Annotated in this window: 20 protein-coding genes; 10 read left to right on the plus strand and 10 right to left on the minus strand. The window is 36.2% G+C overall.

Translation table 11 applies throughout. The features are described 5' to 3' along the window. Positions 1–35: 35 nt before the first annotated feature. Positions 36–1175, plus strand: coding sequence for a vWA domain-containing protein (locus DZ858_RS08935; protein WP_117159208.1), 1140 nt, complete (start codon positions 36–38; stop codon positions 1173–1175). A gap of 120 nt (positions 1176–1295) precedes the next feature. After that, positions 1296–2759: a sigma 54-interacting transcriptional regulator gene (locus DZ858_RS08940; protein WP_117159209.1), complete on the plus strand. Its 1464-nt coding sequence runs from the start codon at positions 1296–1298 to the stop codon at positions 2757–2759. Here the strand turns inward: DZ858_RS08940 and DZ858_RS08945 are convergent. After that, entirely contained in the window at positions 2754–3515 is a 762-nt protein-coding gene (locus tag DZ858_RS08945; RefSeq protein ID WP_117159210.1) for a sulfite exporter TauE/SafE family protein, read from the minus strand. The two genes, DZ858_RS08940 and DZ858_RS08945, sit on opposite strands and share 6 nt — an antisense overlap. Positions 3516–3608: 93 nt before the next feature. Beyond that, on the minus strand, positions 3609–3986 hold the full coding sequence (locus DZ858_RS08950; RefSeq protein ID WP_117159211.1) for a LysM peptidoglycan-binding domain-containing protein: 378 nt from the start codon (positions 3984–3986) through the stop codon (positions 3609–3611). 197 nt (positions 3987–4183) lie between these two features. On the opposite strand from DZ858_RS08950, the gene DZ858_RS08955 reads away from it, so the two are divergent. Further along, positions 4184–4804 (plus strand): fasciclin domain-containing protein, encoded by a 621-nt coding sequence (locus DZ858_RS08955; protein ID WP_239990750.1) that lies wholly within the window; start codon positions 4184–4186, stop codon positions 4802–4804. A gap of 49 nt (positions 4805–4853) precedes the next feature. Here the strand turns inward: DZ858_RS08955 and DZ858_RS08960 are convergent, their stop codons facing one another. From DZ858_RS08960 to DZ858_RS08975, 4 genes are all read right to left on the minus strand, one after another. Further along, positions 4854–5924: a proline iminopeptidase-family hydrolase gene (locus DZ858_RS08960; RefSeq protein ID WP_117159212.1), complete on the minus strand. Its 1071-nt coding sequence runs from the start codon at positions 5922–5924 to the stop codon at positions 4854–4856. Further along, the gene (locus DZ858_RS08965; RefSeq protein WP_117159213.1) at positions 5921–6595 is read right to left on the minus strand and encodes an ATP-binding cassette domain-containing protein; all 675 of its coding nucleotides are present in this window, start codon (positions 6593–6595) and stop codon (positions 5921–5923) included. Before DZ858_RS08965 ends, DZ858_RS08960 begins: the two co-directional genes overlap by 4 nt. Before the next feature lie 292 nt (positions 6596–6887). Continuing rightward, positions 6888–10184, minus strand: coding sequence for an amidohydrolase family protein (locus tag DZ858_RS08970; protein ID WP_117159214.1), 3297 nt, complete (start codon positions 10182–10184; stop codon positions 6888–6890). Between the two features lie 44 nt (positions 10185–10228). Further along, on the minus strand, positions 10229–11119 hold the full coding sequence (locus DZ858_RS08975; RefSeq protein WP_117159215.1) for a diacylglycerol/lipid kinase family protein: 891 nt from the start codon (positions 11117–11119) through the stop codon (positions 10229–10231). 66 nt (positions 11120–11185) lie between these two features. Between DZ858_RS08975 and DZ858_RS08980 the strand changes: the two genes are divergently transcribed. Then, positions 11186–12154 (plus strand): App1 family protein, encoded by a 969-nt coding sequence (locus DZ858_RS08980; RefSeq protein WP_117159216.1) that lies wholly within the window; start codon positions 11186–11188, stop codon positions 12152–12154. Positions 12155–12244: 90 nt separating this feature from the next. Beyond that, the gene (locus tag DZ858_RS08985) at positions 12245–13177 is read left to right on the plus strand and encodes a peptidylprolyl isomerase (protein WP_117159217.1); all 933 of its coding nucleotides are present in this window, start codon (positions 12245–12247) and stop codon (positions 13175–13177) included. Positions 13178–13245: 68 nt separating this feature from the next. On the opposite strand, the gene DZ858_RS08990 is transcribed toward DZ858_RS08985, so the two are convergent. Next, positions 13246–14235, minus strand: coding sequence for a DUF1028 domain-containing protein (locus DZ858_RS08990; protein ID WP_117159218.1), 990 nt, complete (start codon positions 14233–14235; stop codon positions 13246–13248). A gap of 50 nt (positions 14236–14285) precedes the next feature. Beyond that, positions 14286–14843 (minus strand): thioredoxin family protein, encoded by a 558-nt coding sequence (locus DZ858_RS08995; RefSeq protein ID WP_117159219.1) that lies wholly within the window; start codon positions 14841–14843, stop codon positions 14286–14288. Positions 14844–14960: 117 nt separating this feature from the next. On the opposite strand from DZ858_RS08995, the gene DZ858_RS09000 reads away from it, so the two are divergent. Beyond that, positions 14961–15272: a phosphoribosylpyrophosphate synthetase gene (locus DZ858_RS09000; protein ID WP_117159220.1), complete on the plus strand. Its 312-nt coding sequence runs from the start codon at positions 14961–14963 to the stop codon at positions 15270–15272. Next, positions 15262–15600, plus strand: a complete 339-nt coding sequence (locus tag DZ858_RS09005; protein ID WP_117159221.1) for a tRNA-binding protein — start codon at positions 15262–15264, stop codon at positions 15598–15600. The genes DZ858_RS09000 and DZ858_RS09005 overlap by 11 nt, the downstream gene beginning before the upstream one ends. Positions 15601–15608: 8 nt before the next feature. Here the strand turns inward: DZ858_RS09005 and DZ858_RS09010 are convergent, their stop codons facing one another. Beyond that, positions 15609–17225 (minus strand): SulP family inorganic anion transporter, encoded by a 1617-nt coding sequence (locus DZ858_RS09010; protein WP_117159222.1) that lies wholly within the window; start codon positions 17223–17225, stop codon positions 15609–15611. 119 nt (positions 17226–17344) lie between these two features. Beyond that, the gene (gene recG, locus DZ858_RS09015; protein WP_117159223.1) at positions 17345–19450 is read right to left on the minus strand and encodes an ATP-dependent DNA helicase RecG; all 2106 of its coding nucleotides are present in this window, start codon (positions 19448–19450) and stop codon (positions 17345–17347) included. 94 nt (positions 19451–19544) lie between these two features. Between recG and DZ858_RS09020 the strand changes: the two genes are divergently transcribed. From DZ858_RS09020 to DZ858_RS09030, 3 genes are all read left to right on the plus strand, one after another. Then, positions 19545–21602 carry a M1 family metallopeptidase gene (locus DZ858_RS09020; protein WP_117159224.1) on the plus strand — a complete coding sequence of 686 codons (2058 nt, stop codon included), beginning with the start codon at positions 19545–19547 and terminating at the stop codon, positions 21600–21602. A gap of 33 nt (positions 21603–21635) precedes the next feature. Further along, the gene (locus DZ858_RS09025) at positions 21636–22547 is read left to right on the plus strand and encodes a patatin-like phospholipase family protein (RefSeq protein WP_117159225.1); all 912 of its coding nucleotides are present in this window, start codon (positions 21636–21638) and stop codon (positions 22545–22547) included. Positions 22548–22731: 184 nt separating this feature from the next. Continuing rightward, positions 22732–23439 (plus strand): hypothetical protein, encoded by a 708-nt coding sequence (locus DZ858_RS09030; RefSeq protein WP_117159226.1) that lies wholly within the window; start codon positions 22732–22734, stop codon positions 23437–23439. Positions 23440–23555: the final 116 nt, after the last annotated feature.

Genomic DNA, 23555 nt, shown 5'->3' on the forward strand with positions numbered 1-23555 from the left:
TTATTTTTTTGTCTTAAAATTGGTACCTTTAAGGTATGAAGAAGAAAAATAGACCTACGGGATTTGTTTTTACCAAACATGACCCAAAGGAACAATCTCCCTTTGAACGACTTTTCGAAATTTTTCAAGAATTAATTACGCATACATCAGGTGATTTTGATGAAGCCATTGATTGGTTGCGGCAGCTTGATAAAGAATATAACCTGACGACTGCAGAATACACCATAGACGATTTTATTGAAGACCTGAAGAAGAAAGGATACATCCGTGAAGAATTTCAACCTGATGGAAAAGGCGGTGGTAGGGGAGAAGGAAAAAATTCCATTACTGAAAAACTGGAACGCTCGCTTCGGAAACGGGCGTTAGAACAGATATTTGGCAAATTGAAAAAAAGCGCCGGTGGGAATCACAAAACTAAATATAGAGGCCAGGGAGATGAACAGGCTGGTGAGTTTAGAAACTACCAATTTGGTGATTCTTTAGAGCGTATTTCGATGACCGAAAGCTTTAAAAACGCTCAAATAAATCACGGGATAGATGGGTTTAACCTTACGGAAAATGATTTAGTGGTTGAAGAATCGATGCACAAATCGCAAATGAGTACGGTGTTGATGATCGATATTAGCCACAGTATGATTCTGTATGGTGAAGATAGGATCACGCCCGCCAAAAAAGTAGCCATGGCTCTTTCTGAACTGATAACTACCCGCTATCCAAAAGATACATTGGATATTCTGGTCTTCGGAAACGATGCTTGGCCTATAAAAATTAAAGATTTACCCTATTTAAATGTAGGTCCATTTCATACGAATACCGTTGCTGGATTACAATTGGCAATGGATATGTTACGTAGAAAGCGAAACACCAATAAGCAGATTTTTATGATCACCGACGGAAAACCAAGCTGTATGCAACTTCCCGACGGGACATATTATAAAAATAGCGCAGGACTCGACCCTAACATTGTAAAGAAATGCTATATGATGGCAAGACAAGCGCGTAAGTTGCACATTCCCATTACTACTTTTATGATTGCGGAAGACCCTTATTTAATGCAATTTGTAGATCAATTTACGGCAGCCAACCAAGGAAAAGCATTTTATACTGGATTAAAAGGATTAGGTGAAATGATTTTTACCGATTATGAAACGAATAGGAGAAAGCGGATTAGGTAGAATAATAAAAAAGAATATAGAAATTAGAGTATAGAATATAGAGGTTAAAATTAAAGTTGTGGAAATTTAAAATGTAGCAGTGAGTAGAAACTTAAACTTGAAGAGCAAAAAAAAGAAAATATGAAAATAGAAAATATAAAAACCTTCGGCGACTTAAAAAAAGCTGGATTTGAATACAAAACCATTAAAGAAGAATTACGAAGAAACTTACTTCAGAAATTATTAAAAAAAGAAACGGTTTTTGAAGGAATTCACGGTTATGATTATACTGTTATACCGGAATTAGAACGCGCTATCCTTTCCAAACACAACATCAATCTTCTTGGATTGCGAGGGCAAGCTAAAACACGATTGGCGCGACAAATGGTTTCGCTGTTAGATGAATACATTCCAGTAGTTGCGGGAAGTGAAATTAATGACGATCCTTTTCACCCTATTTCTAGATTTGCAAAAGAATTAGTACATGATAAAGGTGATAAAACCCCTATTGAGTGGTTACACCGAGACGAACGCTTTTCAGAAAAACTAGCAACACCCGATGTTACCGTGGCCGATATTATTGGTGACGTAGACCCGATTAAAGCTGCCAATTTAAAATTGACGTATGCTGATGATCGCGTGATTCATTTTGGGATGATTCCGCGCGCCAATCGAAGCATTTTTGTAATAAACGAATTGCCCGATCTACAACCACGTATACAAGTAGCCTTATTTAATATTTTACAAGAAGGTGATGTACAAATTCGTGGTTTTAAATTACGAATGCCATTGGATGTACAGTTTGTATTTACTGCAAACCCAGAAGATTATACCAACCGGGGAAGCATTGTAACCCCATTGAAAGATAGAATCGGTTCGCAAATATTAACGCATTATCCTGATGATATTAAAACCGCACGAACCATTACTCAGCAGGAAACGATGGAAGCCTCTGCAACCAAAGAAAAAATATACGTGCCTGAACTGGCCAAAGATATTGTAGAGCAAATAAGCTTTGAAGCCCGTGAAAGTGAGTTTATTGACGCAAAAAGTGGGGTGAGTGCTCGGTTAAGCATTACCGCTTTCGAAAATTTACTGAGTACTGCCGAAAGACGCGCTTTACAAAACGGAGAAGATAAAACATCAGTTCGATTAAGTGATTTTATGGGTATTATCCCAGCTATCACAGGTAAAGTGGAATTGGTATACGAAGGTGAACAGGAAGGTGCCAGTGAAGTAGCTGAGCAATTGATAAACAGTGCTGTTAAAAGACAGTTTGAAGGTTATTTTCCTAAGATTGAAAAACTTCAAAAAGAAAGCGATGTAGATCCGTATGCCAATGTGGTCGCGTGGTTTTTTGAAGAAAGTGGATTTGAATTGTTGGATACGCTATCAGATACTGAATATAAACGTCAGCTTAATAAAATTGAGCCATTGGAGCAATTACTGAAAAAGCATGTTCCGGATATTTCAGCTAAGGATAAACCGTTTTTTAAAGAGTTTGTGTTATGGGCGCTTTCAGAATATAAAAAATTGAGTAAGCATAATTTAGGTGATGGACTGGAATTTAAAGATGTATATGGCGGGTATATTAGTGGGTTATAATAACTCACTAATAGCCTTTATAATCAAGGCGAGTCCACTAATCACCATAATGGCAATTACCCATTTTCTAAATGCGAGTTTACTCATACGTTGTAACAACCATTTGCCAATTAGGTTCCCTACGATAGCTCCAAGTCCCATAGCAATACCATAAACCCATAGTTCATCGGTTAATAAGCCGAAAAGGGCATAGCTACCTATTTGTGCTATTCCGAGAAAAAAAGATTGCGCGGCTTTGGTGCCCACGAGCGATTCCTTGTCTATACCAGCATTTAGTAGAAATGGGTTTAAGATTGGGCCCATGCCACCGGTTAAAGTTCCTATGATGGAGATAAAGAAGCCCAAAGGGATAAAATACCAGAGCTTTACTTCAAATGAACGCTCCTTTTTTCCAAAGCGATATTGAAAAAAGGTACTTACCAGAAACAGTCCGACGATAATTTGTACCCAATAAATCTTTACTTCAGCAAAAAGCCAAGCAGCTAGAACAGCACCAATCATAGCTGAAGGAACATAAAACCAAAAAATCTTCCAGACAATGTGTTTCCAGAAGATTATAATACGTGTAGGGCGACTTATAAAGGTTCCCAAGTTTATCACAGGAGCCGTTTGCGAAGTACCAATTAAAAAGTTGAGTATGGGTATTTGCATTAAAGCGCCACCACCGCCACTAATAGTAGAAAGTGTAAAGGCGATTGCTCCTAAAAAAAAGAGACCAACAAGTAAATAAGGTGAGAGGGAATTGATTAGTTCCATTCTTCAAAATTACAGAAATAGATTTGCTTTTATATTCAAAAAAAAGCTGCCTATAAAAATAGACAGCCGGTTTTAAATTAATATAGGAGAGTTTTACTTGTTAGGTATTTCTAGTTCTTGACCAGGATGTATAACATCTGGGTTGTCTAATATATTTCTATTAGCTTCAAAAATTTTATTGTATTTCATTGGGTCACCGTAATATTTTTTTGAAATTTTACTGAGTGATTCTCCTTTTTCCACTGTATGATATGCGTAAGCATTTTTGTCTGCCACTTTAATATCAGCTTCAAGATCTTGTGGATTTTCACCGCCAGATTTTTTAATTTCGTCCCATAAACGGTCTTTGTCATATTGGGTATTTGCGGTACCCCAAATTTTTAGTTTCCCGTTTTCTTCTTTTACATCACCATTTTGGATTTTAAGTTTTTCACCTAAATCTAAAACATTTTGATATTTAGCTTTAATCATTTTTTTATTTTTTTTATTAATGCGTTTTAAATATACAACTTTTAGAAGTTTATGAAGTCATTTTAATTAAATAACTGTATGTAAATTCTACTTTAAGTAACGACATGATTAACATTTAACTTAAAATTAAGGAGGTTTAATACAACCTTATGAAACTCAGCGTTATCTTTGTTTTAAACAAAACAAAAATCAACGATATGAAATTTAAATCAATTATTATGTCACTTGCTGTAGCAACGATGTTGTTTACTGCTTGTAATGACGGAAAAAAGAAAGAAGCTGAAGCAAAAGCTGAAGCTGAAAAAATGGAAATGGAAGCCCAAAAAAAGGCTGAAGAAGAGGCTATGATGGCTAAAAAAGAATTTGAGCAAAATACAATTGCCTCAAAAGCTATGAATAACCAAAACATGTCTACTTTAGTTTCTGCACTTAAAAAAGCAGGGCTTGCACAAACTTTTATGGAAGAAGGTGAATACACAGTATTTGCTCCAACCAATGAAGCTTTTGAAGCTGTTCCAAAGAAAAATATGGATAACTTAATGATGGATGAGAATAAAACTCAACTTCAAGGATTATTAAAATATCATGTTGTTTCTGGTGAGTGGACGGGCGATGCTCTTATGAAAGCAATAAAAGATAATGACAATAAATACAGAGTAACCACTTTACAAGGTGAAAACATTGTTCTATCTACAAAAGATGGTAAAATAATGGTTAAAGATGCTAAAGGAAACACGGCAACTGTTGTAAATGGTAATATGGATGCATCTAATGGTGTTGTTCACAGTATTGATAAAGTACTTATGCCTAAGGGATAATTGCTTAGAATAAAATCAATAAAAAGACCCCATTTTTGGGGTCTTTTTTTTATACTTTTTTGAAACTACCAGAGTCTACATCTTTTATAAATTGAATCAATCCTTGAAAGAATACTTCTTGATCATCATATTGCGAAAGATGACTTCCGTTAGGGCACAGATGAAACCTACCGTTTGCTACATTATTTGCAAGCCATTTCATTTCTTCGGGATTCATCGTATCATGAGTGGCTCCAATGGAAAGTGTTGGAACAGTAATTTCGTGCAGGCGATCTTTTACATCCCAATTTTTTAAAGTGGCATCGCCTTTAACTCCAAATTCGCTCGGACCTTGCATGGTTACGTATACGTCTGGATTAAGGTGCTGAAACCCTCTTTGTATCGAATTAGGCCATTGGTCTACCGGCATACGGATTACGTGTTTTGGGTAGTAATTTTCAATAATTAAGTTGAGGTATTCTTCATTGCTGTAATCTTCGGCAGCTTCATATTGCATGATTTTTTTCAGAACCGTAGGATCAAGTTGTGGTGCTAATACCTTTTCATTATATTTCATATAATCAGGAATGGAAGGCACCATATTCGAAACGATTAATCCTTTTAAATTCTCTTGATATTTTAAAGCATATTCCATTGCTAAAATACCGCCCCACGATTGCCCAAATAAATAAAAATTATCACTGTTTAAGCCTAGTGACTTACGTACTTGCTCCACCTCTTCTACAAAACGTTCGGTTTTCCAGAGGCTTTTATCGTCTGGTTGATCGCTATAGTAACTCCCCAATTGATCGTAATAATAATATTCAACTCCTTCTTGCGGAAAGTAACCATCAAAACATTCATAAATTTCGTGTGTCATCCCAGGTCCGCCGTGTAATAACAACACTTTTATTGTAGGATTATTACCGGTTTGCTTGGTCCAAACATTGAACGTTCCTTTTGGTGTTTCTATAGGGATCATTTTAATTCCGCCAGTAAATTGGTCGTCTTTATCAGTAAAAGAAAGGTATTCAGTTTCTGAATCATCTTGGTTGCTTTTTTCCTCAGTCTGGGTTTCAGCTTCATTTTTACAACTGATTGAAATTGCTAAAATGGAAAATAATAAGATTAGTTTTTTCATTTGGTTTGGTTTTTAGAAAGGTATTCGTTTTTCTTTAAATCGTCAATGGAGTTTACTGTCAGGCTTTTTCCGTCCCTTAAAACAATATTTTTAGAGGTAATATCTAACACATCGTTATAATAATGATCGGTGATGATAATACCTTTTGTTTCTGAAATTTTCATTAAAAACTCTCTTAATGCTTTTATTTGAAGTGGTTCCAGCATAGAAAATGGTTCGTCTAACATAAGGAACGGATGCGGCAAATGGCTAATTAAAATTGTTTCAAAAAACTTACGTTCTCCGTGAGAGAGCATGCCTGCTTTTTTATGGGTAAGCTTCGCAACAAATGGATTGTAAGAAACGGCATCTTGTTCTTTTTCCCCTTGAAAATACATTGGGATAATATCACGTACTCTTTGATTGTTAGGTAAAAAAGGGTGTTGCGGTAAATAGGTTATCAATTGTTTTTTTATGACTTCGGAAGAAGAAATTTTTGTTCCATTTATTTCAAGCTGTAAACTTTCTGCGGAAAGCGTTCCGAAGAGAATTTTTAATAAGGTAGATTTTCCACTTCCATTCTTTCCAAAAATTCCAAAAATATTTCCTGTTTCTATTGTAAAAGAAACATCATTTAAAACTTGGTTTTTTCCGAAGCTTTTGGTTACATCATGTACTTGTAAAGTTGCCAAAGAATAGATAAAAGCAGGTTAATAAAATTGAAAATAGTGGGATTGCAATAAGTAAATTTATGAAAAAACTAACCTTTAATAAGTTCCACTTGGTCATTCCTAAGTTGTAGTAAAAATAATATTCATCATTTTTAAAAACTCGAAAACCTAAAAAACCAAACAACAAACCTATGGTACAAAAAAGTCCAAAACCCCAAAGAACATTGGTAGCGATACAGCATACTATTCCGAACCCCGAGATGAATGGGAATATATCTTTATAGTATTGCCAATGGGCGCGAATATTCATTCTCTATTGGTGTCCAACGTGGCAGCCACAGCCGCCTTTCATAAAACCTTCTGTTTCTTGATGCCAAGGAAAGGCTTGGTTGTATTTGTTGTGTTCCCACCAAAAAGGTGAACGCTCTTTTGCGTGGTTTCCAATTTCATTTAAAGTGTTAGCATCGTATAATCGGCCATTAACCATTACCATTTCTATACTTTGCGTGTTTTCAATATCGTCTAATGGGTTATCTGTTAACACGATTAAATCTGCCATTTTTCCTTTTTCTAAAGAGCCTACATCATTTCCGGCTCCAATATATTCAGCTGCATTAATCGTGGCAGTTTTTAGTGCCTCTAGATTGGTCATTCCACCTTGTTTAAGCATCCATGTTTCCCAATGAGCTCCCAATCCTTGTAATTGTCCGTGAGCTCCCATATTAACTTTCACACCAGCATCACTCAATTTTTTAGCGGTTTCTGAAACTAAAATATGTCCATTTTCATATTCTTTTTCAGGAACCATCGTACGATGGCGCGAACGACTATCAACAATTCTTCTTGGTGTAAATTGTAGCAGTTTTTCATTTTCCCAAACATTATCACGTTGGTAATAATAGTACTCGCCATTCAATCCGCCGTAATTTACAATTAGGGTAGGCGTATAGCCAACGTCGCTTTTACCCCAAACTTCTAAAATATCTTTATAAATAGGCGCTACAGGAATGTTGTGTTCAACACCTGTGTGACCATCTATTACCATTGAAATATTATGGAAGAAAGTAGATCCGCCCTCTGGAACTACATTAATACCTTCCTCGCGTGCGGCTTGCAATACTTGTTGGCGTTGTTCTCTTCTTGGTTGGTTATAGCTTTTTACACTCTTTGCCCCAAAAGCTTTTGTGCGTCGAATGCTACTCTTTGCGTCTTCTAAGTTATTTATAACAGCTTTAAAATCACCGTCGGCGCCATATAGTATAAAACCCGTAGAATATAATCTTGGACCTGTTAATTTCCCAGCTTTTAATAATTCAGAAATACTGAATACCGTTTCTGTATTTGCTGAAGGATCATGCGAAGTAGTGACCCCAAATGCTAAGTTAGCCATTAACTGCCAGTTTTGTTGCGTGGTTAAACCATACCTAAAAGCCCCTACGTGGGCGTGCGCATCGACCATACCAGGCATAATGGTTTTTCCTGCAACATCATACACTTTTGCATCATTTGGAACCTTGATTTTAGAAGTTTCACCGATTGCTTCAATTTTATTTTCATTAATTACAATGGTTCCGTTTTTAAAAACTTTGTCGCCATCCATAGTAATAATTCGGGCATTGGTAAAAGCAATTTTTCCTGATGGTGTATCAACTGGAGCTGTAAGACCAATTTTAGTTCCTTCAAGTGTCATTTCAGGAACTTCTTCAGAAGAACCTGGTAAGAATGTGAACCTATTTTTTAGTTCATTGCTGAAATATTCATCACCCAATGTCCACATTATTTTTTTACTGTCTGGCGACCAATGTAAATTTATACCTGCATCCCTTGCAATTTGCGAAACTGGAACCGATTTTGATTTATTGTCTAAGTCTATAGTTTGGCCATTTAAAACCAACGGTGCAACATACGCTTTATGAAGATGTGTAAAAGCAATCCATTTATTATCTGGACTAGGAACTAATCTGTTGGCGTATTTAGATTTTAGATGCTCTTTTTTGTCGTTTCCGTTTAAGTTGACGCTGATTAATTTTTTAGTAAGATTTCCGAAGTAAGTACCGCCTGTTTGCAAGAAAATTCGATTTCCATCTTTACTGAATATTGGATATTCACCATCTTTGGTCACAAATTTTTCATTGTTACCAGAAGTATCCATTGTATAGATTCCCGGTTTTTTGGTAAACGTAAATCCTTGATCTGTGTTTCCTTTTTCTTTTCTGAACACAATGTGTTTACCATTTTGAGAATAAGAAGGTGTTCGGAAAATTGCTTTTTCTTGGGTAAGTTTTACAGGAGTTCCCCCTGAAGTGGATACTTTAAAAATGGCACCTTTTTCAAGATCGTTCCAAGTGACGAAAACAATATGCTTTCCATCTGGGGAGAATGTTGGTTCAAACTCAAAATCGGTGCCGTTTGTAATTCTTTGTGGGGAGCCGTTGGGTAATTCTTTTTTGTAGAGAGAACCCAAAGCATTAAAGATAACGATTTTTCCATTAGGAGAGGTCACAGCATGACGAATTACTTGTGGGGTGAATGTCTCTTCTTCAACTTTATTGTTAAAATGAACGCGGTCTGCAATATCAATTTTTACTTCTGCGGTAAATGGAATGTTTGTTATTTGTTGTGTTTCGGTATCAATTTTATTGATTTTTCCACCGCTCCAAAATACTAGATCGGTATTATTAGGCATCCAGCTAAAGTTTGGGTACACACCAAAAATAGCCCAAGCTTCTTGTTGGTCTTTGTTGAGTTGATCATAAACAGGCCATTCTTCACCCGTTTCTAAATCGTGTAAAAACAGTACACTTTTCTCACGAACCCGTTTTACAAATGCTAATTTTTTTCCGTTAGGCGAAATTATTGGACGAGCAGCTCCACCTGGACCTCCAGTTATGGTTTCGGTTTTTCCTGTTTCAAAATTGTAGCGTTTAATTACATAAATTTGACTATTTGGGTCTTTATTATACTGAAAATTTCCACCTGGATACATATCTTCAGAATAATACAAATACTTACCATCAGGTGAAACAAACGGTTCATTAACGTCTTGTTGATCGTTTTTTCGTTCTGTTAATTGTAGTCCTTTTCCACCATTAATATGGTATTGCCACATTTCACCAGCTCCTAAACTTCTTCCCGAAGTAAAATGCTTTCTCGCGATTAAATAGTCTCCACCAGGCATCCAAACGGCATTATTTAGCAACCGAAAATCTTCATCTGTAATCTGTTTGGCATCTTTACCATCGGCATTCATTACCCAAATATTATCACCTCCACCAGCATCACTAGTAAAAGAAATTTTCTTTCCATCAGGGCTAAATCTTGGTTGTACTTCAAAAGGGATTCCGGTTCTAATAGGCGTTGCTTTGCCGCCGGAGATAGGCATCGTGTAAATATCGCCCAACATATCAAAAACGATGGTTTGCCCGTCGGGGCTTACATCGAGGTTCATCCAAGTTCCCTCGTTGGTTGTAAAAGAATGAGGTTTGTAGTTAAAATCTTTCCCAGGGTTAGAAACATCCCATTTGGTTTCTTCTTTTTTGTCTTTATCTTTTTTTTGGGCTTGAAGGGTTATCGCGCAGCTTATCAATAATAGGGAAAGCAAATATCTCATAGTTTTTCAATTTTCTGAAGCTAAAGATAGTCAATAACTGTAAATCACGAAACAAAGCTTTTGGGAACTGCTATAGTTAATTTTTTTTCGCATAGTTTTACCTTCACCTTTTTAGTGCTTTCTATAAATTCTCCATCAATTTGAAGCGGGACGGGATGATGCATTTTTATTTTTGCTGACGTTGCAGTAAATTCCTTTGCAAATCCAGAGTTTAAATCGGTTTCATTATATATTGTGTTTATTATTTCAGAAATATTCAATTCCTTAAAAACGAGGAGTTCAAACACACCATCATTTATTTTCCCATTTGGGTTTACTGTGGCTCCAGTTCCAAATTTATTGGCATTGGCAATACAGAGCATGATTCCAGTTTGTTCAATGGTTTTTGAATTTACTTCAATTTTAAAAGTAAATGGATATTCAGAAGAAAATAATGTAGGCACAGTTTGTAGTATATAACCCAGTTTACCTCGAATATTGGACGCTTCATAATTTTTAACCAATTCGGCGTTAATTCCTAAGTCAGCCATATGAAAGCAGACGTGGTTATTTACTAAAAGCTTATCGGCTTTAATGGTGTTGTCTCCCAAAGCGATATCCAATTGTTCTTTTAAAGTAGGTGGAATATTAAAGTTCACAGCTAGTCCGTTGGCAGATCCTGCAGGAATAATCCCAACAGAAACCTGAAATTCTTCAACTGCTTCGGCAACAATCTTTATAGTACCATCTCCTCCTACAACTAATATTCGCTCTACTTTATGATCTATAATTTCTTCTTTTATACTAGAAATATCATTCTCTCCTGTAGTCTCATAAATTGCTAATTGATACCTATCATTATTACAGCGTTCTATAATAGTTGTTATAATATCTTCTTTAGATGTGTTACCCGATATTGGGTTTACTACTACTAAAATATTCTTAATTGCTTTCATTAATTTTAGTTTACATTTAAAAATAAGTATTTTGAAAATATGTAAAGGTTAAGAAAATTACAATACGTGAAATTAGATTTACAATTATATCGAGGTTACCTTAATGAGCAAGAATTAGTAGTTTCTGGGCACGTTTTTAAATCTTGGGCACCGGATAAGTTTAGTGTGGATAGAAAAGGGGTGAAACATGCTTTTTCCATATTGCATATGTTTACCATTTCACCACTTGAAAATATTGATATTACTTTACAGTTTTATGGTATTACAGTAAAAACCAAAACTTTGGAAGATGGTTTTTTTAGGTTTACCATTCCTTTTTCTGAACCATTAGAAAGTGGTTGGCATCCTTATAAAATTACGTGTGCGCTAGGTAAAATAGGTATTGTAGAAACTAACGAAGTATTAAAACCTTTTGAAAGTAAGTTTGGAATCATTTCCGATATTGATGATACTTTTTTAATATCTCATAGTAATAACATTTTTAAGAAGCTCTACGTCATGCTTTCTAAAAACGTAAATAAGCGAAAAGTTTTTGAAGATGTTGTAGACCATTATCAAGCACTTAGTATTGCGGGTCAAGACAGTAAACAGGCTTCTAATTCCTTTTTTTATGTGTCGAGTAGCGAATGGAATTTATATGCATTTATTGATGAATTTGCAAGACTACATAGATTGCCCAAAGCGGTAATTAAATTGAAAAGTATTAAAACTAAACTAACCGATTTTTTGAAATCTGGGAGAGGAGACCACGACCATAAGTTTCAGAAAATAAAGGATATTATTTTATTTTATCCAAATTTGACCTATGTTTTATTAGGAGACGATTCGCAACAAGACCCGTATTTATACGAACGTATCTGTAAAATTTTTCCTGAAAATATTCGTGCTGTATATATTCGGCAAACTTCAAAAAAACAGAAAGAAAAAGTGCAGGAAGTATTATCAAATATAGAAACACTGTCGGTAAAAACACTTTACTTTAAAGATAGTCACTTAGCAATAAAGCATTCAAAAGAGATTGGGATTATTGAGTAAAACTGAAACTTTAAGAATATTTTAGTTCTTCAATAGCAGAAATAAAAAGCATTTATTCTTTACTTTTGCACTTCATTTAAAAACAGACTCATGCAAGACGGTATTTACGCTAAAATCACCACAGAAAAAGGAGAGATTTTAGGTCAACTAACGTATAAAAAAACACCGGGAACGGTAGGGAACTTTGTAGCTTTAGCTGAAGGTACATTGGAAAACGAAGCAAAAGAACAAGGAAAACCGTATTATGACGGATTGAAGTTTCATCGGGTAATTCCAGATTTTATGGTGCAAGGAGGTGACCCTTCTGGTACAGGAGCTGGCGGACCTGGTTATAAATTTGACGATGAGTTTCATCCAGATTTAAAACATAATAAACCAGGTGTATTTTCTATGGCCAATGCTGGTCCAGCTACTAACGGAAGCCAGTTTTTTATTACACACGTAGAAACTCCTTGGTTGGATAATAAACACACCGTTTTTGGGTATGTAGCAGAAGGGCAAGATGTTGTTGATAGTATTGCACAAGGCGATACCATGCAAAACGTAGAAATTGTTAGAGTAGGAGAAGAAGCTGAAAACTGGAATGCAGTAGAAGCCTTTAGACAGTTTACTGGGGCAGAAGCAGCCCGTGAAGAAAAGGCGAAGCAAGAGCAAGAATCGTTAGTAGAAGAAATTGCAGCTGGTTTTGACAAAACCGACAGCGGTCTTCGTTATAAAATGATTCAAAAAGGAGATGGGGCAAAAGCTGAAAAAGGAAAAACAGTTGCCGTACACTATAAAGGTATGTTTGCCGATGGTGGCGAGTTTGATAATTCTTATAAACGTGGAAATCCAATTGATTTTCCATTAGGAATGGGGAATGTTATCGCAGGTTGGGATGAAGGAATACAATTACTTCAAGTTGGAGACAAAGCCCGATTTGTTATTCCATCGCACTTAGCATATGGAGCACAGGGAGCTGGAGGAGTTATACCACCAAACGCAACCTTGGTATTTGATGTAGAATTGATGGATGTAAAATAAATATTATAGCAATATATAATAAAAAAACGCTTCTATTTTAGGAGCGTTTTTTATTGAATTGATTTCAATTATTTTTTTGAAACCACTAATCTTTCAACTGAAATAGAAGTACCGTTTTCAAAAGTTTCTACAAAATAAATGCCATCAGTGTATTGTAACACATCAAAATACAATACATTTTGTGGTGATTTAATTTCTCTTTGTGTAACAATTTTACCATTAACATCAGCTACAGTATAAGAAGTTATCATCGCTCCAGTGCTTTGCAGGGTTACAGTTTTATCTGCAGGGTTTGGAAATAAAGTTATGTTACTTTCTGTACTTTGAGGGTTGTTGGTGCTTAATGTGGCATCGTAGGCATCTTGTAAGGCATCAATAGGTTCAAAAACTTCGGAAGTTATCCAAACGTTGAGATCTAAAGAAAGGTTTCCGTAGCTACTATCGGTATCACTTGGATTTGCAACTCGTAAAAAAGCCGAAGCAGAACTAATACCAAAATCTAAACATCTAGAATCTGCTCCCGGGCGTTTTGCACCCTGCAGGGCAGCCATAAGTTTGTCGGCCAATGTTCCTTCGGTTTCAAGAAAAGCGGTCTCCATATCGGTCACCACTTCTTCAGAAATTAGAATATTTCCTTGTATGGAGTAATTTGGTCCCGTAATGTGAAGAAATTCTTCAAAACAGTCTTCGCCAGTAAAAGCCGCACTTCTTGGGTTGTTGTTATTTAAATCTACCACTCCATATTGCCGCTGTGAAGGGTTTCCTTGCGCATCATTTGCAATAAGCCAATCAATAATTTCTTGAGGCGAATCCCCAGCTTCCATGCGAATACGAGCATTATTTTGGTTGGCTGGTAAATAAAAAGATTGCGTGTGGATAGCTCCAACTCCCAAAACGATATCACTAATGGCAAGTGCGCCATCTTCAGCTGAGATACAAGTTGCTCCGGCACTACCAATTTCACCTGTATTTGGGTCTACGGCTACTATAGAAAAGGTATGTTGCGAAAAAACAGAAATAGATACAAAGAACATAAATAGGAAATAGAGATGCTTCATAATAAAAGGTTTGTTTTAGTAATAATATATAAGTACTTAGTTTAAAGATACTATTTCTTCCACTTAATATTACAACCCATACTTGGTTTTTGGTCTTTTCGTTGTGGGTTGTTGTTTAGTACATTATCTAGTGCTTCTCGAAGATCGCGACCATTTACCGGAATGCCATTACCGGGGCGCGAATTATCAAGCTGTCCTCGGTAAATGAGTTTCAAATTATCATCAAATACATAAAAATCTGGCGTACAGGCAGCATCATATGCTTTAGCAACTTCCTGCGTTTCATCATATAGATAGGGAAAAGGGTAGTTATGTTTTCGAGCAGTTTTCCACATTTCTTTTGGCGAATCTTGTGGATAGTTCTCCACATCATTACTGCTTATAGCCACAAATCCAAAACCAGTTACACGATAGTCATTGGATAGCCGAACAATTTCTTCATTTACATGCTTAACAAAAGGGCAGTGGTTACAGATAAACATAATCACCGTACCTTTTTCACCTTGAATTTGTTGTAACGTAACAGGGTTCATAGTAACGGTGTCCAATAGTGTAAAATCAGATGCTTTTGTGCCCAGAGGCATCATGTTAGAAGGTGTAAGAGACATAACTTTTTCTTTTCTAAATTAGTGCGATTATTTTTACTAAAGTTACAATTATTAAACATTTTATAAAGTTTTGCTAGTGTCTTTTAATGACTGTAACTTTATACAAAAGCAAAAAACATGGAAAATTCGTATAGCTCACTTTCAGTAGCAATTGAAGATTTACAAGATAAAGGATACTCTGAAGACTTTAATTTAGTTGAAGAAGGCATTAAGTCTAAATCTCTTAAAAGAGAATGGAAGGCTGGTGAACTCGATGTTGTTAAGTTTTATCGATTTGAAGGAATGACAGATCCTGGTGATAATTCAATTTTGTACGTTATCGAGACACATGATAATACAAAAGGGTTATTAGTTGATAATTACAGCGCAAAAGGCGACTATATTTCACCAGAAATGGTAAAAAAACTCAATATTACCCATGAAGAATAAATTATCGTGGAGCGACTTTGAAAAAGTTGACATGCGGGTAGGAACGGTACTTAAAGTAGAGAACTTTCCAGAAGCGCATAATCCATCTTATAAACTTCAAATTGATTTTGGTGAAGAAATAGGTGTTTTAAAAACGTCTGCACAAGTAACTACTTTATACGCCAAAGATGATATAGAGGGCAAGCAGGTAATTGCCGTAGTCAATTTTCCTAAGAAACAAATAGCCAATTTTATGAGCGAATGCCTAATAATTGGAGCGGTTGATGGAAACGACGTGACGCTTTTAGAGCCAAATAGAACAGTTAAAAACGGGTTGCGAATTTCGTAAACCGTTTTTTATATTTCGCTATCCATCACATCGGTTACCACATAGTACCGTGGATCATCAACATTATCCTCAATAATAGTTTCAAACTCAGGATTTCGCTTGATTAAAAGAGCCTTACAGTCTCTGCTCAGGTGTTTAAACTTAATTTGTTTGCCTTGTGCTACATACTTATTGGCAAGGTTCCGTAATGCTTCTACACCACTATGATCACTTACTTTAGACTCTATAAAATCGATTTCAATTTTCTCTGGGTCGTTTTTAACATCAAATTTTGCATTGAAAGCTGTTGTGGAGCCAAAGAATAAAGGACCCCAGATTTCATATACTTTCGTGCCGTCTTCCTTAAAGCGTTTCCGCGCTCTAATTTTAGTGGCATTTTTCCATGCAAATACTAAAGCGCTCATGATTACACCTGCTATTACGGCAATAGCAAGGTCTTGCCAAACAGTAATGGCTGAAACGGCTATCAAAACGATAGCATCACTTAATGGGATTTTATTCAAAATACGGAAGCTACTCCAAGCAAAGGTTCCGATAACCACCATAAACATAACGCCAACTAAAGCAGCAATAGGAATTTGCTCTATTAAAGGTGCACCAAATAATACGAAACATAATAATGCTATTGCGGCTACTGTACCTGATAAACGTCCTCTACCACCAGAGTTAACGTTAATAATAGATTGGCCAATCATTGCACATCCACCCATTCCGCCGAACAGGCCGTTTAATATATTGGCACCCCCTTGCGCCACACATTCCCGATTTCCACTTCCACGGGTTTCGGTCATTTCATCTACGAGGTTTAACGTCATTAGCGATTCGATAAGACCTACTGCAGCTAATATAACAGCGGTGGAAATAATAAGTCCCCAATGTCCTTGTAAGGTGTCAAAAACACCGAATATTTGAGCTTGAAAAGTAGGTAGTCCACCTTCTAACCCCGTACCACCACCATCACGTATAAATGATCCAACAGTACTAGCGTCTATATTTCCAAAAATGGTAACACAAGCCACTACAACAATAGCAGTAAGGGCGGCAGGTATTTTCTTTGTAAGTTTTGGAAGCCCAAACATAATAGCCATTGTTAAAAATACAAGGCCTAACATAACAAATAAGTCAATACCAGTCATCCAAGTTGGAGCACCCGATGAGCTTTCTTTAAAAAAGCCTAATTGCGATAAAAAGATTACAATAGCCAAACCATTAACAAACCCCATCATAACAGGGTGTGGTATTAATCGAACAAATTTTCCTAGCTTGAATACCCCTGCTAATATTTGTATACCGCCCATGATAAGAAGGGTGATAAAAAGCCATTGTAGTCCTAAGTTATCAATAGGAGCAGCTAAGGTGCTCCCCACTTCATTTCCTTTTTGTATCAAATGGACCATCACGATTGCTGTTGCGCCAGTTGCACCAGAAATCATTCCTGGACGACCTCCAAAAAGTGCGGTAACAATACCCATCATAAAGGCTCCGTATAGTCCGATTAATGGATCTATCCCTGCTACAAAAGCAAAAGCAACAGCTTCAGGGACTAATGCTAATGCTACGGTTAATCCCGAAAGAATATCATTCTTAGGGTTCTGTGTAAAATTTTTGATGGTTTTCTGTATCATTTTCTTCGCTTAAAAAGTCGGCAAAGATACACGATTATTCGAGAGTTAGAAAGTAAAAAAGATACTTCAATTTTAATAAGTTATAAAATTTTACTTAAACGAAAAGATAAAAATTAATTTTAAGAGATGTAATTCCAGATATTTTTAAACTTTACCAATTGCGAATAGGTGTGTTTAATAGGTTTGTTTTCTTCGGAAGCTAAAGCAGGGTCAGTTTTGAGAGTTTGCATAGCATAACTTCTTGCTATTTTTAAAATAGCCGAATCTTTCACAATATCAGCAATGCGAAGGTTGAGCACGCCACTTTGTTGGGTGCCCATAATATCACCCGGACCGCGTAGTTTTAAATCCACCTCGCTAATTTCAAAGCCATCATTTGTTTGAGTCATTGTCTGCAAGCGAGTTTTAGCATCACTGCTCAATTTATGGCTCGTCATTAAAATACAGTAACTTTGTTCAGCGCCACGACCTACACGACCTCTTAATTGGTGTAATTGAGATAACCCGAACCGCTCGGCACTTTCAATAACCATAACCGAAGCATTTGGAACATTTACGCCAACTTCAATTACGGTTGTGGCAACCATTATTTGAGTTTCGCCACGAACAAACCGGTTCATTTCAAAATCTTTATCGGCGGGTTTCATTTGTCCATGGACAATAGAAATTTGATAGTTGGGTTGCGGAAATTCTCGAACGATACTTTCATACCCATCCATCAAATCTTTATAGTCTAAGGCTTCACTTTCTTGAATTAATGGATAGACAATATAGACCTGTCTGCCTTTTGAAATTTCATCTTTTAAAAACCGAAAAACCTTCAGTCTATTCGAGTCAAAACGATGGACGGTTTTGATGCCTTTTCTACCCGGTGGAAGTTCATCAATTACGCTAATATCGAGGTCGCCATAAACGCTCATGGCGAGGGTGCGTGGAATAGGGGTGGCGGTCATAACAAGTACGTGTGGCGGGTACTCATTTTTGTGCCATAATTTGCTTCGCTGCGCTACTCCAAAACGGTGTTGTTCGTCTATTATGGCAAGCCCTAAATTCTGAAATTTAACCTTGTCTTCCAGTAGCGCATGGGTGCCAATTAGGATGTTTATTTCGCCATTTTCGAGTTTTTTATGGATTTCTCTTCTTTTTGAAGTTTTAGTTGAACCTGTAAGTATTTCTATACTGGTGTTCAGTTTGTTACATAATTCTAATAAACCGTTGTAGTGCTGGACTGACAAAATTTCAGTAGGGGCCATTAAGCACGCTTGAAAACCGTTATCAATGGCTATTAACATTGACATGAGCGCTACAATGGTCTTCCCACTTCCCACATCTCCCTGTAAAAGTCGATTCATTTGTGCATTGCTGCCCAAATCGTTCCTAATTTCTTTGATAACTCGCTTCTGTGCATTCGTTAATTCGAAGGGTAAATGGTGGTTGTAAAAGGTGTTAAAATTCTCCCCTATTTCTTCAAAAGGATAGCCTTTAATTTTGCTTTTATGTTGTAGATTTTTCCGAAGTAATTGAAGTTGAATATAAAATAATTCTTCAAATTTTAATCGGTATTGAGACCGTGCTAAAAGCTCTGGACTTTGTGGAAAATGTATGTTTAAAAGTGCAGTACTTTTTGAGACTAATTTTAACGAATCGAGAATGGTTTTTGAAAGCGTTTCAGAAAAATTTCCTTTTAGTTCTGTGAATAATTGTTGCAACAATCCGATGATCACTTTATTGGTAATTCCGCTTTTTGAAAGTTTTTCGGTGGAAGGATAAATGGGTTGCATAGCAGAGCGAACACCTTCTTTATGTTTTGAAACTAATTCCATTTCTGGATGCGGCATGGAGAACGTACCGTTATACCAATTCGTTTTTCCGAAAACTACATACGGCACATTGATTTTTACATTTTCCCGAATCCACTTATGTCCCCGAAACCAAACCAATTCCATTTTTGAAGTACCATCAGTAAAGGTTGCTACTAATCGTTTTCCTCGCTTTTGTTCAACGGTTTTTAAATGAATTACTTTCCCTACAATTTGCACTTCAGCACTATTGCGTTGCAATTCGGTGATTTTATAATATTTGGTGCGGTCCAAATAGCGATTGGGAAAGAGGTTTAAGAGATCTTGAAAGGTGTGAATACCCAATTCTTTTTTGAGCAAATCGGCTCGGTTAGGTCCTACGCCTTTTAAATAATTGATTGGAGTTTGTAGAAAGCCGCCGTTCATATCACGAAAATACAATATTCCTGTTAAGAGCGGAATTACAGACAGATTTTTTAAAGTTATTTGGTTAATTTGTGAGCCTATTGAAATGTTACTTATGAATAAATTTTGTACTTGTTTACTGGTCTTACTTAGTTTTTTCGGAAATGCGCAACAAACAGAACTAGTTGATTTTTTATCGGTTACTGCTGAAATTATTCCAAATGCTTCTGAAGAAAGCGTAAAAGGAACGGTTTCATATCAGTTTAAAATACTTCAGAAAACAGATTCGGTGTATTTAGATGCGATTAATATGCAGGTAGAGGAATCAAAATCAAATCGAGTTTCAATTTCTTCCGAAGAAAAAAAGATATGGCTCATTGGAAATTTCAGAAAAGATAAAAATTACGAGGTTACATTCTCATACACGGCAACCCCAAAGCAAACGCTGTATTTTCCTGGTAACCAAATTTGGACGCAAGGGCAAGGTAAATACACGTCACATTGGTTGCCCAGCATAGATGATATGAACGATAAGTTGGAATTTGATCTAACGATTGCGGCGTCAAACAATAAAACAGTACTGGCAAACGGCAAACTTGTAGAAAAAAAGCAAAAAGACAGTTTACAGTATTGGCAATTTGATATGCAACATCCTATGGCGAGTTATTTGGTAGCTTTTGCCATTGGTGATTTTGATAAAAAAGAAATTACGTCACAATCCGGTATTCCTATTGAATTGTATTATAAACCGGAAGACGCCAATAAAGTAGAGCCTACCTATCGTTACACGAAACAGATTTTCGATTTTTTAGAGTCTGAAATTGGCGTGCCGTATCCGTGGCAAAATTACAAGCAAGTTCCCGTTCGGGATTTTCTGTATGCTGGGATGGAAAATACCACAGCGACTATTTTTTCGGAAGCTTTTGTAGTAGATTCCATTGGATTTGCAGATCGAAATTATGTAAATGTGAATGCACACGAGTTGGCACATCAATGGTTTGGCGATTTAGTTACTGAAGCTAGCGGAACGCATCATTGGTTACAAGAAGGGTTTGCTACGTATTTTGCGCAATTGGCAGAACGGGAAGTGTTTGACGATGATTATTACTACTGGAAACTGTATAATTCTGCCGAGCAATTGAAAGAGATGAGTGATTCAGGGAAAGGAGAAATGTTGTTAAATCCGAAGGCAAGTTCGTTGACCTTTTACGAAAAAGGGGCGTGGGCGTTGACGCTTTTAAGACAGAAAATAGGGGATGAGGCTTTTAAAACTGCTATAAAAAATTATTTAGAAACGTATCAGTTCAACAATGTTACGACGGATGATTTTTTAGCGGAAGTAAAAAAAGTCACCGATGGTGATATTTCAGAATGGGAAGCAGATTGGTTGCAACAAAGTGCTTTTAAAGCAGAACAAGCACTGGGTTATTTATCGCAATCGAGTTTTATGAAATCATATTTTGAAATTTCAGCATTGCGAAATACTCCATTCAGTGAAAAGAAAAACGACTTATCTTTTGCATTGACGGCGCCAAACGATTTTATTGGTCAGGAGGCTGTTTACCAACTTTCAGGAGAGCCCATAGCACAAACGCTGCCTTTATATAGAAAAGCGCTTACAAGCGATAATTTATATGTTAGACAAGCCGTGGCGAATACGTTGGCCACCATTCCGAAGGAATTGCAAACAGACTATGAATCATTATTAAATGATAAATCGTACGTCACGCAAGAAGCCGCTTTGTATAATCTTTGGATCAACTTTCCGAAGAAAAAAGGAGAGTATCTCAATGAAATGAAAGGGGTTGAAGGGTTTCAGAATAAAAATATACGTCAGTTATGGTTGGTTTTGGCCATGGTTACGGAAGGCTATGAAATCGAAAATAAGCAACAATTTGCTTCAGAATTAATTAATTATACGTCAAACGAGTATAGTTTTGAAGTTAGGCAAAAAGCATTGGAGTATTGTAGCGAGCTTCAGATTTATACAGAAGAAGTGTTTAAAAACCTTGTAAACGCTTCAGTACACCCTAATTGGAGGTTTAAAAAACTTGCTAGAACAATGTTGGATACTATTCTGCAAAATTCAGAGTATAAAGAACAGGCAAAAAAGTTGCTGCCGGTTCTTTCAAAAAAAGAACGAGAATTTTTAAGAGGGAAACTTTCAGAATAGAAAGCAATTGTTACTTTTATGTAAATCAAATTTATGCGCGCATTAGTAATTTCAGGAGGAGGGAGTAAAGGGGCATTTGCCGGTGGTGTTGCTCAATACTTGATGGAAGAACAGCATCATAAATATGATATTTTTGTGGGCACCTCTACCGGAAGTTTACTTATTTCACATTTAGCGCTTTCCAAAATTGAAAAGATTAAAGAGGTGTATACTTCGGTAAACCAAAATAATATATTCAGCAATCGTCCTTTTCGCGTTAAAAAAGGAAAGTTTGGGAGTATGGAAATTGGCATTGACCACTTTAGTGTCTTACTTAATTTACTTCGTGGGAGTAAAACCTTTGGGGAAAGTCAAAATTTGAGAAAACTCATTAAAAAAACCTTTACTGAAGTTGAATTTAATCAGCTTAAAGAATCTAGAAAAGAAGTGGTAGTTACAGTTTCTAACCTTTCTTTAAATCAAGTGGAATATAAATCTATCAATGATTTCAACTACAACGATTTTTGTGACTGGATTTGGATTTCTTGCAATTATGTACCTTTTATGAGTTTGGTGCAAAAAGATGGCTGCGAATATGCTGATGGCGGTTTTGGTAGTATGGTGCCTATTGAAGAAGCCATAAATCGTGGGGCAACAACAGTAGATGTTATTATTCTAGAAACCGAAGTCACGTACTACAATCGGTTACCTTCAAGAAACCCCTTTTCATTATTGACAAACATGCATTCTTTTATGTTGGACAGAGTGGAAAAACAGAACATCCGTATTGGTAAATTTGTCGCAGGAAACCATGATGCGATAATTAACCTATATTACACACCAACGGTGTTAACTACAAACTCCTTGATCTTCAATAAGGAAAAAATGACCCAATGGTGGGAAAGTGGTGTTAAATATGCCCAAATGAAAAATAAGGAGCTTAACGAAATCAAGGATACCGAATAGCCATTTATAAAAAGAGGTTTTAACCCATGCTCATAGGGGATTTTACCCCTTTTTTTTAATTTGGATAATTATATATTGTTGATAAATAGGTTTTTATGGTAACTTTACTTTTCAAGGGTTTACCACGGCCTTTCAATTTTAGTAAATTCAACTTAATTTTATATTAACCAATAACAACCAAACTATGAAAACACAACAAAAAAACCTTAGAAGAATTCTTTTTCTTTCTTTATTGGCCAGCAGTTTAATGGCTTGTGAAGGAATCCCGGATAAAACAGACGATGACGTTACCGATTACGATGGGCCACCAAAACAAATTATTACTGTACAACAAGCTAAAACCATGTACGATAGTTATACAAAGCGACGCGTTTCTATCATTAAAGATTTTGAAGAAGCGGAAGATAGTACTCAGGAATTTCATCCAACTCGCTATGGTCAATACACATATGAAACCATGAAACATTATATGGACTTTATAGAAGATGAAGCCAAACTGGCAAAAGTAGAAATTAAGGGGCTACGGTTCTATTTTTCAAATTATCCGGCAGATGGGAGCGTGGGGAGCGCAAAATATGCACGGCATAATTCGTTCTTTTTGCTGCCAACTACCGATTTTAACGGGAAAGAACTTGGTTTCTTTATTCGAGTAGATGACAATGGTGATCGTACAGCCGTACCAGTTCAAGATGTTGTAAAAAGGTCTAACAGCAAATTACGTAAAAAAGGCAATGGTACAGAACAGCAAGGAAATCCAGGCTTCGGTAGTAAAATGTTATTACTTAATCCCGTGTTTCAAGGAGGAGGTGTTGAAGATATAAGCTTGGTTTTGAATGACGCCTCGTTAATACCTCCACCATCTACTGGAAAAGATGATTTTGGTAATAATTAATTAAAGATTAAAGGTAAGTGGACGAAATTCTTAATAGTACTTTTCAGTATATAGTATTTGCATTTTATGGGATTGCCGCATTAACGGCAATCCTTTTTTACAGCAACTACAAGCAT

The organism is Marixanthomonas ophiurae (assembly GCF_003413745.1).
GTDB lineage: Bacteria > Bacteroidota > Bacteroidia > Flavobacteriales > Flavobacteriaceae > Marixanthomonas > Marixanthomonas ophiurae.

Coding starts and splice junctions, on each gene's coding strand:
- DZ858_RS08935 (WP_117159208.1), top strand. CDS start 36: ATGAAGAAGAAAAATAGACCTACGGGATTTGTTTTTACCAAACATGAC.
- DZ858_RS08940 (WP_117159209.1), top strand. CDS start 1,296: ATGAAAATAGAAAATATAAAAACCTTCGGCGACTTAAAAAAAGCTGGA.
- DZ858_RS09005 (WP_117159221.1), top strand. CDS start 15,262: ATGAAGAATAAATTATCGTGGAGCGACTTTGAAAAAGTTGACATGCGG.
- DZ858_RS09000 (WP_117159220.1), top strand. CDS start 14,961: ATGGAAAATTCGTATAGCTCACTTTCAGTAGCAATTGAAGATTTACAA.
- DZ858_RS08945 (WP_117159210.1), bottom strand. CDS start 3,515: ATGGAACTAATCAATTCCCTCTCACCTTATTTACTTGTTGGTCTCTTT.
- DZ858_RS08970 (WP_117159214.1), bottom strand. CDS start 10,184: ATGAGATATTTGCTTTCCCTATTATTGATAAGCTGCGCGATAACCCTT.
- DZ858_RS08955 (WP_239990750.1), top strand. CDS start 4,184: ATGAAATTTAAATCAATTATTATGTCACTTGCTGTAGCAACGATGTTG.
- DZ858_RS08995 (WP_117159219.1), bottom strand. CDS start 14,843: ATGTCTCTTACACCTTCTAACATGATGCCTCTGGGCACAAAAGCATCT.
- DZ858_RS08960 (WP_117159212.1), bottom strand. CDS start 5,924: ATGAAAAAACTAATCTTATTATTTTCCATTTTAGCAATTTCAATCAGT.
- DZ858_RS08975 (WP_117159215.1), bottom strand. CDS start 11,119: ATGAAAGCAATTAAGAATATTTTAGTAGTAGTAAACCCAATATCGGGT.
- DZ858_RS09010 (WP_117159222.1), bottom strand. CDS start 17,225: ATGATACAGAAAACCATCAAAAATTTTACACAGAACCCTAAGAATGAT.
- DZ858_RS08950 (WP_117159211.1), bottom strand. CDS start 3,986: ATGATTAAAGCTAAATATCAAAATGTTTTAGATTTAGGTGAAAAACTT.
- DZ858_RS08990 (WP_117159218.1), bottom strand. CDS start 14,235: ATGAAGCATCTCTATTTCCTATTTATGTTCTTTGTATCTATTTCTGTT.
- DZ858_RS09025 (WP_117159225.1), top strand. CDS start 21,636: ATGCGCGCATTAGTAATTTCAGGAGGAGGGAGTAAAGGGGCATTTGCC.
- DZ858_RS08985 (WP_117159217.1), top strand. CDS start 12,245: ATGCAAGACGGTATTTACGCTAAAATCACCACAGAAAAAGGAGAGATT.
- recG (WP_117159223.1), bottom strand. CDS start 19,450: ATGAACGGCGGCTTTCTACAAACTCCAATCAATTATTTAAAAGGCGTA.
- DZ858_RS09030 (WP_117159226.1), top strand. CDS start 22,732: ATGAAAACACAACAAAAAAACCTTAGAAGAATTCTTTTTCTTTCTTTA.
- DZ858_RS09020 (WP_117159224.1), top strand. CDS start 19,545: ATGAATAAATTTTGTACTTGTTTACTGGTCTTACTTAGTTTTTTCGGA.